General features: G+C 41.2%; 10 protein-coding genes. 2 read left to right on the forward strand and 8 right to left on the reverse strand.

What is annotated here, in order from left to right; all coding sequences use genetic code 11:
• The first annotated feature begins 63 nt into the window (after window positions 1-63).
• A complete protein-coding gene (locus tag PR800_RS12070) occupies window positions 64-1,158 on the forward strand; it encodes an ROK family protein (protein WP_229597494.1) in 1,095 nt (364 codons plus the stop codon).
• Window positions 1,159-1,235: 77 nt separating this feature from the next.
• Window positions 1,236-2,006 carry a hydroxyethylthiazole kinase gene (gene thiM / locus PR800_RS12075; RefSeq protein ID WP_102140571.1) on the forward strand — a complete coding sequence of 257 codons (771 nt, stop codon included), beginning with the start codon at window positions 1,236-1,238 and terminating at the stop codon, window positions 2,004-2,006.
• Between the two features lie 67 nt (window positions 2,007-2,073).
• On the opposite strand, the gene PR800_RS12080 is transcribed toward thiM, so the two are convergent.
• From PR800_RS12080 to uxuA, 8 genes are all read right to left on the reverse strand, one after another.
• Window positions 2,074-2,778 carry a lipopolysaccharide core heptose(II) kinase RfaY gene (locus tag PR800_RS12080; protein ID WP_102140572.1) on the reverse strand — a complete coding sequence of 235 codons (705 nt, stop codon included), beginning with the start codon at window positions 2,776-2,778 and terminating at the stop codon, window positions 2,074-2,076.
• A gap of 189 nt (window positions 2,779-2,967) precedes the next feature.
• Window positions 2,968-4,134, reverse strand: a complete 1,167-nt coding sequence (locus PR800_RS12085) for a nucleotide sugar dehydrogenase (RefSeq protein ID WP_102140573.1) — start codon at window positions 4,132-4,134, stop codon at window positions 2,968-2,970.
• Between the two features lie 44 nt (window positions 4,135-4,178).
• Window positions 4,179-5,180 (reverse strand): NAD-dependent epimerase, encoded by a 1,002-nt coding sequence (locus PR800_RS12090; RefSeq protein WP_102140576.1) that lies wholly within the window; start codon window positions 5,178-5,180, stop codon window positions 4,179-4,181.
• 232 nt (window positions 5,181-5,412) lie between these two features.
• Window positions 5,413-7,077, reverse strand: coding sequence for an LTA synthase family protein (locus PR800_RS12095; protein ID WP_272530913.1), 1,665 nt, complete (start codon window positions 7,075-7,077; stop codon window positions 5,413-5,415).
• Between the two features lie 69 nt (window positions 7,078-7,146).
• Window positions 7,147-9,015 carry a selenocysteine-specific translation elongation factor gene (selB, locus tag PR800_RS12100; protein ID WP_272530915.1) on the reverse strand — a complete coding sequence of 623 codons (1,869 nt, stop codon included), beginning with the start codon at window positions 9,013-9,015 and terminating at the stop codon, window positions 7,147-7,149.
• A complete protein-coding gene (gene selA, locus PR800_RS12105) occupies window positions 9,012-10,403 on the reverse strand; it encodes an L-seryl-tRNA(Sec) selenium transferase (RefSeq protein WP_206276224.1) in 1,392 nt (463 codons plus the stop codon). Before selA ends, selB begins: the two co-directional genes overlap by 4 nt.
• Window positions 10,404-10,425: 22 nt before the next feature.
• Entirely contained in the window at window positions 10,426-11,361 is a 936-nt protein-coding gene (gene fdhE / locus PR800_RS12110; RefSeq protein WP_166267166.1) for a formate dehydrogenase accessory protein FdhE, read from the reverse strand.
• Between the two features lie 604 nt (window positions 11,362-11,965).
• Window positions 11,966-13,159, reverse strand: a complete 1,194-nt coding sequence (uxuA, locus tag PR800_RS12115; RefSeq protein ID WP_102140031.1) for a mannonate dehydratase — start codon at window positions 13,157-13,159, stop codon at window positions 11,966-11,968.
• Window positions 13,160-13,171 lie beyond the last annotated feature (12 nt).

Consider the following 13,171-nt stretch of genomic DNA (forward strand, 5'->3'; position numbering starts at 1 on the left):
AAAACACAAAAACTAAAAACTCTTTACCGGTTAATTTTAAACCACGGCCCCATTAGGGCAGAAATGCTGACATCACTTGCCAGCATGAAACCTGCAACTTGCGCTCGGTTACTTGATGAACTGGGAAAAAACCACTTAATTTCGACCTCTGAACTCGGGGAGTCGACAGGAGGTCGTAAACCTATCCTCTACAGCATTAATGCTGCGGATGGTTACCTGATTGGCATTGAAATGAGTGATATATACTCAACGATTGTTTTACAAAACCTAAAGTTAGATATTTTAGGGATAGTAAAAGTGAAATATGAGCACCTAGAAACCGCAGAAAACATGGTGGACCATCTGCTTAATAAATTAGACGTTTTATTAGCTGAACATGGACTTAACGTAAAAAGTTTGTTGGGTATAGGAATCGCCATCGACCATATTTTAGAACGTGATAAACTGCCATATCATCAATATCACTCACGAATAAAAGAACTTCACGACTATATTTCCAATAAAGTCCCTTGTTTTGTATTACTCGGGAGCGGGATTAGTTTTGCCGCTTTTGCTGAGTATCGTTTACGCTATACTTCTGATAGCCAACGGTTTTTATTCACAACCTGTGATACTGATATTCGCAGTTGTACCATCATCAACAACCAATACGCTCCGGCTCCCATTAGTACTGCTCAAGCCTTTGGCCATACGACAATTGATATAAATGGCCAACGCTGCGAATGTGGGTCATTTGGCTGTTTAAAGCAATATAGTTCACTGTCTGCGATTAAGTCACGCGTGATCCAGCAACTTAGATTGGGTAAGAGCTCAATAATCAATGAATTAGTTAATAATGAGTCTGAAATTAGTTACCATACTATTTTCCAAGCACTTACATTGAACGATGCCTTGTGTCTCGAAGCACTTGGCGAAGCGGCCTATTATTATGGTATCGCTATCGCGAATGCTATCTTAACTACCCAAGCAGATGTGGTGGTATGCGGTGGAACTCTAACCCCTAAAAATCACTTTTTTGAGATGACCAAAAAGTCTATTGAGGAAAAACTCTCTATTTTTCCTCATATTAAGACACGTATTTATCCCGCCAATGATTCATACGAAATTGTTGCTCAAGGAGCCGGTGGAATGGTCATGGAGAAATACCTCGCAGATTAAGCCATTCTTTCATTAAAGCGGATAGAGTGTAGAATAAATCAACGAATCTATACTCTATCACTATCAATGAGGGGATCATGTTAGAATTTGAACACATCAGCAACACGACGAAATCACTGGTACTACAGCAACTTGCATCTCAATCCCCTCTGGTTCATTGCATGACAAACGACGTTGTTCAGACCTTCACTGCCAATGTCCTGTTAGCACTCGGCTGCTCCCCAGCCATGGTCATTGAACCTGAAGAAGCGGAGCAGTTTGCCGCTATCGCCCATGGCTTACTAATTAATGTCGGCACATTAACCACTGAGCGCCGATATGCGATGAAATGTGCGGTTAACAGTGCGGAGCAGGCGAAAAAACCTTGGGTACTTGACCCTGTTGCCGCAGGTGCACTCAGCTTTCGCACCCATTTTTGCCATGAATTGCTGGCTCTCAAGCCTGCTGCTATTCGCGGTAATGCCTCTGAAATTATGGCATTGGCAGGAAGCAGTGCTGGCGGCAGAGGCGTTGATTCCCTTAACTCCACTGATGACGCCCTTCCCGCAGCACAATTATTAGCGAGACAAGCTAAGACAATTGTTGCGATAAGCGGGGAAGTGGATTACATCACTGATGGAACACGCACCTTCGCGGTTACTGGCGGCCATATTTTAATGACTCGAGTGGTCGGTACGGGATGCGCTCTTTCCGCGGTGGTTGCTGCATGTTGCACTCTACCGGGTGATAGGCTGCAGAATGTTGCCGCGGCTTGCGCTATCATGAAACAAGCCGGAGAAGCCGCAACCCAGCGTTGCCATGGGACGGGCAGTTTTATCCCTGAATTTTTAGATGCGCTTTATCAATAGTTTTGTTGTGATCGATAGCTTTTGCTGTTTCGATAACTTTATTGTAATGAAAACTTGGCATAACACACTAGAGCCGAGTTTTCTTCCCTCTTACTTTTCTTGACCAATGACGGAAGTTATCTCTGAAACGAATAAATCGATAAGCAAAATTTTTACTATCGGGTTCGATATCGTAAAAACGCTGTAATGCAATTAAATCATTCGCTTTGCAAATAGCAAAATTACCATAGTCTGATAAATCAATAACCTTAAGCCCTTCATTGGTTATAACAAAATTCCCTGCATGGATATCATTAGAAGATAAACCATATCTATGTAATTGGTTTATAATGGCTTTCATCTCTGTATAGTAAGGCTTGATATCATCAATTTCAGATAAAACAGTTCCTTCTACATACTCAGCAATAATCCATGTTTCTACTGACTCACGACCGACCATTTTTTCAGCAACGAAATAGATGTCATTGGTTACCACACAGCCTTTGTTTTGAGCAGAGACTAACCGCATTAATAACTGTGAATAAAAAGGGCCTGAAATAATACGCATCAACCGTTTTTCAAAACGCTTATCACGTTCTTTCTCACATTTAATAATAAAATTTTGCCCATTAACTTGAATGCGAGCAACGCTTCTATCGATATTTCCGCTACTTAAATTCTTACCCGTGATCTTCCCATCAATATAATCATTAACAATTTGCCAAAAATCTATCTCACCTTCTTTTTGAAAGGTGATAAAACCGTCTCTTTGTTTTTTTATGATTTTCTGCATAACAAAATAGCCAATTTTTAATCAATTGACGGATGCTAGCAAATGGCAAACAACATTTCTTAGCGATTGTTGCAGAGTAGCGTTTAAAAATAGGTAACTTGTGCACTATGGCACAAAATAGATAAGGTTATTAGGTCTTAATATACAGAGGTAGGTTAGCACGATGCCAACCTACCCCATAAACGTGTTTTAATCGTTACCAAATAAATCGCGAGTATAGACTTTATCGGCTACATCTTCGATCTCAGGTACCATTCTATTTGCTAAGATGATATCGCATTGAGCTTTAAATTCCGCTAAGTCATTGACTACTTTAGAACGGAAAAATTCGGTTTCTTTCATTACGGGTTCATAAACGACAACTTCAATTCCCTTAGCTTTAATACGTTTCATGATGCCTTGCACTGCTGAAGCGCGGAAGTTGTCTGACCCTGCTTTCATCACTAGGCGATAAACACCGACTTTACGCGGTGCTTTAGCAATAATTGCATCGGAAATAAAGTCTTTGCGGGTACGGTTCGATTCCACAATGGCGTTAATCAAGTTATTCGGCACATCATCGTAGTTTGCCAGCAACTGTTTGGTATCTTTCGGTAAACAATAACCACCGTAACCGAATGAGGGGTTGTTATAATGGCTGCCAATACGTGGGTCTAAAGAGACCCCTTCAATAATTTGGCGTGCATTTAAACCGCGGCTTTCTGCATAGGTGTCGAGCTCATTAAAGTACGCCACACGCATCGCTAAGTAAGTGTTGGCAAACAGTTTTATCGCTTCGGCTTCGGTGCCATCGGTAAATAACACGGGAACGTCTTTTTTAATCGCACCTTCCAGCAGCAAATCTGCAAAAATTTTCGCGCGCTCTGAACGCTCTCCCACCACAATACGGGAAGGATGTAAGTTATCCCACAAGGCACGGCCTTCACGTAAAAACTCAGGAGAGAAAATCACGTTGGTATAGCCAAATTCTTCACGTAACCGTGCGGTAAAGCCCACAGGGATAGTGGATTTCACGATAATCGTCGCTTCAGGGTTGATTGTATTCACATCATGAATAACGGACTCAACCGATTGAGTATTAAAGTAATTGGTTTTTGGGTCATAGTCGGTTGGTGTCGCCACAATCACATATTGAGCCCCTGTATAGGCCTCAGTTTTATCTTCTGTTGCGCGAAAATTGAGGGTCTTTTCCGTTAAAAACTGCTCAATTTCTGCATCAACAATGGGTGATTGATGGTTATTTAACATCGCCACTTTTTCAGGGATGATGTCCACCGCAACCACTTCGTGGTGTTGTGACAGCAACATGGCGTTAGATAGGCCAACGTAGCCGGTTCCTGCGATTGCTATTTTCAAACTTGCCTCTCAAATCCTGCTAAAGATGTTACAGCTTATTGATATTATTGATGATAATAAGAACGGTACCAATCAACAAATGCCTGAACACCCTGTTCAATAGAAACTTGTGGGCGATAACCCGTCACATTAAACAAGTCTTCCGTATCTGCCCAAGTGGTGTACACATCACCCGCTTGCATAGGTAAAAAGTTTTTAATCGCTTCTTTACCCAGTGCCTTTTCTAATGCAGAAATAAATTCAATCAACTTAACGGGCTGCCCATTACCGATATTATAGATTCGATATGGCGCGCTGCTTTCTGCCGGTGATGCCGAATGATTATTCGGGTTTGCTTGTGGAATTATATCTGAAATACGGATCACACCTTCGACAATATCATCAACAAAAGTGAAATCACGACTGAGATTGCCGTTATTATAGACATCAATAGGCTCGCCCGCCAAAATAGCTTTGGTGAATTTAAATAGAGCCATATCTGGGCGGCCCCAAGGGCCATACACTGTAAAAAAGCGCAGTCCTGTGGTCGGTAGCTGGTATAAATGTGAATAGGAGTGCGCCATTAATTCATTGGCTTTCTTTGTCGCCGCATAGAGGGAAATCGGGTGATCGGTTGCCATGTCAGTGGTAAATGGCGTCTTATCGGTTACGCCGTACACCGAACTTGAAGAGGCGTAGACCAAATGTTTTACTTTTGCTTGGCGACAGCCTTCTAGAATAGCGAGGTGCCCAGTTAAATTACTATCTGCATAAGCAAATGGGTTTTCCAATGAGTAACGGACTCCCGCTTGTGCCGCTAGGTGAATGACTCGGTCAAATTGCTCTTGGGTACATAATACCCGAACAGTTTCACGATCAGTAAGGTCAAGATGAATAAAGCGAAATAAAGGAAACTGTTCCAGTAAATGTAAGCGGGATTGCTTAAGCCCCTGATCATAATACGCATTTAAGTTATCGATTCCGACAACCTCATGCCCATTCTCTAATAAACGTTGGCAAAGCTTAAAACCAATAAAACCTGCACTTCCCGTGACCAAATATTTCATATTCATTGTCTTCTAGCGTTAAACTATTCTAAAGCTCTAAATGAGCACCTAATTTCACAGAAAAATTAACTAAAATTAAGACAAAAAAAACAACGAATGGTTTTATTATTAAAACTAGAAAGCGTAAAAAAATAATAGTTTTTAAGAAAATATTAAGATTTAAGGTAGGGAATAGCAAAAAAGAGGGGATCAGCCGTAAATATCATAAATATCTACGGCTGATAATAACATTTTACTGAATATCACCTTTATTCGCATTGGCTGCGTCTAAAGTTCCATAAACATAGTTGCGGTAGCTATCAAGTAGCTTTTGATCTTCACAATCATTCAACTTGCCGTCACATAAGTGACGCATTTTGATGTTGGCCTCATAAAATGGGGAGATTTTTAGATTTGCCCTTTCTAATAAAATTCCGCCTAAGAAGGAAATATCCGTTAACTGGCCCGTTTTTATCGCAGCCCCTGATTTCAAATTATCTCGCAAAGTAAATTGTGTTAGATAAGCAGGTGATGAAAATGAAGAATTATACTGATTTAAACTAATGCCTGGCTGATGGTCACCAAAGTATAAAAACATCAACGGGCGCTCACGTTTTTCAATAAATTCAGCAAAATCACGTATTGATGTATCTGAGGTTACGATTTTGTCCATATAATGGCTAAATTCGCCTGCAGCATCGGGGTTTTTAATTTTGTCTTTTATGCCATAGTCATCACTGTGACTCTCTTTGTAAGGGCCATGCTCATACATTGTAAGAGAGAAAATAAATACGGGTTTATCTGTTTCTTTAGATAAGATTTCTTTCACGTATTTCAGCATGTCATCGGTGCTGATCGTCCATAAGTTATCTTGTAGTTTACCTGGATAGCCGAGTTCTTGTGGTTGAATAATTCTATCAACCCCAAGCGTTTCATAAGCATGGCCTGAGTGGTAAGCACCTTTATTAAAGGGGGTAAGTACCACTGTATAATAGCCATTAGCCTTCATTTCTTTGAATAGGCTATTTTTAAGGTGGTCAACGATAAAATAAAATACACCGCTTTTTTGCGCACCGAAATCATCGCTATTTAAGCCAGTTAGCGCTGAGAATTCAGATAACCAAGTCCCACCGCCAAAAGTTTGCACCCGCATCTGACTATGCGCACTCACGCCACTATCTTGCTGGAACATGAATAAATCAGGAAGCTTGGTTCCTTCAGGTAAATCATAAATATGTGGGTCAACGGTAGATTCTTGCAATAATAAAACAATGTCTGGTTTTTCTGATACCGCATTATTTTCTAAGGAAACTGCCGCTGCTTTTTCCACAAAATAATCGGCTGAACCTGCAAATTCAGGGGATTGGTAACTCGCATTCTGTGCCGACATAATAATATTGGTCACTGTCCCACGGCCTTTTGGCAACGTCTGAGACCATCTGTCATAATAATGTGAGCTTGTTAAGTTAATACCGAAGTAACCTGCAACAATAAGAACAACACCAATGACGCGAGTAATTTTTGATTGACTCGGTTTGAGCAACCGCCAGCTAATAACCCCATTAATGACTAATAATATAAGCAACCCAACCAAGGCGACACCCGCTAACCAATAGTGGCCTAAAGTCCCCATATTGGAAGTGTCCGTCATGATGTTGATATCACTAAAGAAGAGTTGTTCTTTGTAATAATGAACTTTTAACTGATTCAGGAATTTTATGGTGATAAATAATGTACTGGTGATCACCGCAGAAAATAACCAGCGAGCTGTTAACACCATTAAAATACCGAATAAAACGGCATATACACTGACCGATATGAGTGCAGGATACATTACGCTGCCTTTTTCAAAAACTAAGAAAAGGGAGCCAATAAAGATCAATGCCAGATAAAAGCCTGCAAATAACGTTTTCTTCATCAGTTTTACCACAAGTTTAATATTGGAGGTTGCTATGAGGCACTACTATAACGGATCCAAACACTCAATTTATTCAACGAAAATACCTTTGTCTCGTAAATGGTGCCCATCGCCTTTACGACGAGTAAAACCGCTTTTATCAAAAAACTCAAGAATTTGAATGGCGAGTTTCCGGCCAATCCCTAGTTCGTTACGAAAATCAGCGGCAAAAATGACCTCATTTTCTAAGCAATAACGATGAATCAGTGAAGCAAAATAGTTAATTTGCTCATGGCTATAATAGCGGTCACGAACTATCGCTGTAATTAATCCCATTTGCGCCGCCTTTTTTAGAACTCGACGTATCGTATCTTCTTCATGGCCACTTTCTAATGCTAAATCACGAACCCACCACGCCTCATTACGTGAAAATAATGGGTGTATTTGCTGCCAAATTAGCTGCTGTTGCGCATCAAATACCAGCCCATGTTGAGGCATATGTAACCAACCTCGAGTTTGCTTAATAACGTTTTCATCAATTAGGTCATTAATGAATTTAAATGTTAACGCCTCACTCATTGAAGGCAAAGCCATACGTTTCAAACGTGCTTTGCCCACACCGATTTGGTCACTGTGTATTTCATTAAATTGTTCAAGTGCTTGAACGATACGGTCTTTCGCTATTTGCGCTTTAAATGTGGATAAAACATAGTTGCCCACACGCGCCACATCCATTTGTGCCAATAAATTATCTAATGCATCATGGGTGAGTTGCCGAGCCCAACTGTAATCCCGTAAATTAAGTTCACCTTGGGGAAGCTGTAACTTAAAGTGAGCCAGTTCGTCTTGTTCTCGGCAAAGCCTAGATAACCAATCCAAAAACTCTGGGAGCCTTTTACCTCGGCGTGGGGAAACCAAACGTATCACGCGAGCCCCACCTAACGTTTGCCGAGCACTAATATCACGGATGATTAACCGGTCATTCTCTACTAACCATAATGGGGTATCTAAAATTAACTCAGCAAGCACGGGGGTTTCCCCTTGCTCCACTAATAATGACACTCGCCCAGTGATATGACTTGCACCATGATAGAGATGCACAGGCTGCCAGTGCTTAATTAATGTATCGCATTCCAATTCGACAATAACCCGTGTTGCAATAAACGCAGGTTGCTCTGCAAGTAACCAATCGCCTCGGGTAATATTTTCTTTATCAATGTCGCCCGCCAAGTTTAAGGCTACGCGATCACCTGCAACAGCAAATTCAGATATTTGGTTTTGCCGATGAATACCTCTGACACGAACTTGCTTATCCGCTCCAGTCACCCAAAGTGACTCGCCAACCTGAATTTTTCCCGCTAACGCGGTGCCAGTCACCACAACCCCTGCGCCTTTTACCAAAAACACGCGGTCAATGGCTAAACGAAAACGACGTTGGATATTGGGATGTGAACCACTTTGCTGATGAAGCTGTTGTAGGTATAACCGCAGCGCATCAATACCACGGCCATCTTCGATAGAAGTAATAAATAATTTTGCGTCAGGCCAACCTTGCTGAGACAGCTCTGAGGTGACTTGCTCAATCACTTGTTCAATTCGCAGATGATCGACTCTGTCCGCCTTCGTCAATATGACACTGACATTTTCACAACCCGCTAGCCTTAAAATAGAAAGGTGTTCAAGGGTTTGCGCCATTACTCCATCATCACAGGCAACAACCAAAAGTGCATGGTTTATGCCACCAATCCCAGCCAACATATTGGCTAAAAACTTTTCGTGTCCTGGAACGTCGATAAAACCAATAGAGCTTCCATCTGGCTGTGGCCAGTAGGCATACCCTAGGTCAATGGTCATACCGCGCTTTTTTTCCTCAGGAAGGTGCGCGGTATTTACGCCAGTAATGGCTTGAATTAAAGAAGTTTTACCATGGTCAACATGGCCAGCTGTCGCAAAAATCATGAAAGTAAGGCCTGTAATAATGCGTGTTCATCATCAAGACAGCGCAGGTCAAGCCACAATTTACCTTCTTTCATACGCCCAATCACAGGTTGAGGTAACTGGCGCCACTGCGTAGCGAGTTGCTCTAATGTGCTACCTTTTCCATTTAGCGGTGTAAATGTTACCGCAAAGCTAGGAAGCCGGTCGATGGGAAGTGAGCCGCTCCCTATTTGTGAGAGGCAAGGCTCCACTTCAACAATAAATTTATCACCGTAAAAGGCTTGTAGAGCAACAACAATGCTTTCTGCACTACCACGGATCGTCTCCGGGTCTCGGGTCAACCAACGCAATGTGGGTAAATCTGTTGTGAGTTTCTCGGGAGTTAGATACAGCTTTAGTGTCGCTTCAAGCGCAGCTAAAACCATTTTATCAACCCGTAAAGCACGTTTTAATGGATGTTTTTGAATTGCATCAATCCATTTTTTCTTCCCTAAAATGATCCCTGCTTGTGGGCCACCAAGAAGTTTATCTCCAGAAATTGAAACTAAATCAATTCCTTGAGAAAGGTAATTTTGTGGCATCGGTTCTGCGGGTAGTCCATAAGCCGTCATATCAATCATCGAGCCACTACCTAAATCAATTGCTGTAGGTAATTGGTACTTTCGACCTAACTCTGCGAGTTCTTCACCTTCAACTTCAGCCGTAAATCCTTCAATGCTGTAATTGCTGGTATGCACTTTCATTAATAGTGCAGTTTGATCATTAATCGCATTCTCATAGTCACGTAAGTGAGTCCGATTCGTTGTCCCCACTTCAACTAATTGGCAGCCAGCCTGCGCCATCACGTCAGGCACACGGAAAGCACCTCCAATCTCAACTAATTCACCACGAGAAACAATAACTTGTCGACCATTTGCAACCGTTGCTAGCAATAATAAAACGGCTGCCGCATTATTATTAACAATACAGGCATCTTCGGCGCCAGTGAGCTCACACAGCAAATCAGCAATCGCACGGTCACGGTGCCCACGCATCGCACCATCTAGAGAATATTCTAATGTGACAGACGAACTCATCACTTGGCTAACTGCATTTACCGCTGTGGTTGACATTACCGCACGACCTAAATTGGTATGTAGCACCGTACCGGTCAAGTTAAACACGTTTTTTAGCGCGCTTTGCCCTAAAGCTTGATGGCGTTGAGCTAACTCTTTGACCCAATCTTCCTGCCAAGCAGGTAATTTCCCTGCCTGTGCAATACAGGTTCGAGCTTGCTCTTGCATCTCACGTAAACATGCAGTGACCCAATGAGCCCCTGATTGTTCAACCAATATCTGCACTTCATCGAGCTGCAATAATTTATCAATAGCAGGAAGTTGACGATATAAAGCCAAGTCTGATTCAGCCATAGTCACAATTCTCTTTTACCGCTTATTTTTCACCAGGGAACAAGAACGGATTAATACTACTACGCGCAAAGCCTTCTTCTTCCATGCGAGCATCTAAAATAATTGATGCTAAATCATCAGCAACAGCTTCAACTTTGGCTTCTTTTTCTTGATAAAGAATTTTCAGATAGCTACCACAATCACCACAGCTTTCAGCTTTAACTGCTGCATTTTCATCATCTAATGACCAATAATTTAATTTACCTGTTTGCTCACAGTTACTGCATTTTACGCGCACCATATGCCATTCGGTTTCACATAAATTACAGTGTAAATAACGTAAACCTTGTGAGGTGCCAATTTGCACAATACTCGACACTGGCATGCTATTACATACAGGGCAGAAATGACGATGATCGCCATGTTCCGCACGTGCCTTACCAGGGATATTTGCAGCCATTTGCGCCCAATACACCGATAATGCAGCCCAAATAAACATCGATTTATCCGCAGGCACTTTTTCAAACTCTTCATTTAGCAACGCAGTTGCCATGGCTTCAAGTTCGGTTTCAGAGGCTTTATTCAGGTTTTCTAATGCAGGACGTACAGACTCAGGCACAACTGGCATTAATTCGGCAATAATTGCCGTCAATAGTTTGTGCCAATGCGTTGTACGCGGAAATGTTTTTGCATCTAATGGCGAATTATTGGTATTTGTTGAGCGCTCAAGGATAGATGCCATATCCATTTCTAATGGATTATCATGCTGTGCATTATTTTGGGCAGTTGCCACTTCAGCAGCAAAATTCAGATAATCTGCAAAAGGATGTTCTCCCGCACCAAGTTCTTTGAGCCGCTCAGCACGGCGCTGATATAAGCTTTTTAAGTTAGGAAACAGAACTGGTGGAATAAAACCAATTCCCTTTTCTTTCAATCTTTCTTGTCCTAACTCTTCTTTAGGAACGATACGAATACCCATTGCGTTCTCTCTTTTCTATTTTTTTATAACGACAATTCCCGAGAAAAGGCTATTTATTTTCTCGAAAGCGTTTTTGCTCATCATATTTATATCCGCGAAAGCGGTTCTCTAACGTTCAGGATAAAACAAAAGTCACCTTGAGGCTACTCTAGCCCCTGAATTATCCATTCCATTAACCCGTAGTAGATCAAGGTAAATGTAAATCAGGATGATGATTGTTTTATTTGATATAAATAAATTGTTATCACTAGGATAAAAATAGTGAAGTTGACGTTTGAAGTGATTATGACTGCAAGCTTATGATGCAAACAGCCTTTTATTTACAACAGGAATAGGTATTGCCCCCTTATCTCAAGGTGTTTTTTATTGTCATTGTTCAATAAGAAAGAAATAAAAACATAAATATATTTAATGCCATATCTACTGTGTCTTTTAGATAAAGATAAATATAAAAAGCATTTATAGTCAATAAAATACGCGACCAAATACTATTTAGTCGCGTAATAATGAAATAACAGTTTTGCTTCTTTAGGGGTATAACAGTCCCTTTGGTACAATCAAAATACCAAATGAAAAGCAGATATCGTTAATAACGAGATAGTCTTTAGACTTTCAGTAATTCAGGGTAATACATACGTTTAATTGCGAGCTCTAAACCTCTAACTTCCGCTAAACCTTTCAAGCGACCTATGGCGGAATAGCCTGGATTGGTCACTTTTTTCAAATCATCTAAAATTTGGTGACCATGGTCTGGTCTCATTGGAATCGGTGCAAGCCCCGCAGCATGGCGTTTTTGTTCAACCGCTAAAATGGCTTTAACCACTTCAAACATATCGACATCACCTGCAATATGATTGCCTTCATGGAAGGTATTTGGGTTGTTTTCTCTCACCGTTGAACGTAAGTGTGTGAAATGAATACGATCACCAAATTCATTAATCATTTTTACTAGGTCGTTATCGGCTCTTACGCCATAAGAACCTGTGCACATAGTAAACCCATTATGAATACTATCGCAGCTTTGCTTAATAAACCGCATATCTTCAATGGTAGAAACAATACGAGGCAAACCTAAAATTGGTCGTGGAGGGTCATCAGGGTGAATAGCTAAAACCACATTTTCTTCTTCACAGACAGGGACGATTTTCTGCAAGAAATAACCTAAGTTCTCACGTAACTGATTTTCATCAATATCATTATACAGCGCCAAGCGCTCACGGAATTGGTCTAATGTATAACCTTCTTCCGCACCTGGTAACCCTGCAATGATGGTTTTAATCAGGTTTTCGATATCATCAGATGACATATTGGCATAATACTCTGCCGCTTCTTTAACTTCTTGTTCTGAATAACTCGCCGTCGCATTTTCACGTTTTAAAATATGAATTTCAAACGCAGCAAAAGCAATATTATCAAACCGTAACGCTTTGGAGCCATCCGGTAGGGTATAAGCAAGGTCAGTACGCGTCCAATCTAGAATTGGCATAAAATTATAGCAAATAGTTTTAATACCACAGGATGCTAAATTACGAATACTTTGTTGGTAATTTTGAATATAGAGATCAAAATTACCTTGTTGAGTTTTAATATCTTCATGAACAGGAATACTTTCCACGACAGACCAAACTAACCCAGCATCTTCAATGATAGCCTTACGCTTTAAAATCTCCTCGACACTCCAAACTTCACCATTAGGAATATGGTGGAGCGCAGAGACGATCCCCGTCGCCTCTGCTTGCCTAGCATCACTTAAAGAAACAGGGTCATTAGGGCCGTACCAACGCCACGTATGCTCCATGAGTACTTCTCC

The organism is Providencia sp. PROV205 (assembly GCF_028479505.1).
Taxonomy (GTDB): domain Bacteria; phylum Pseudomonadota; class Gammaproteobacteria; order Enterobacterales; family Enterobacteriaceae; genus Providencia; species Providencia huaxiensis.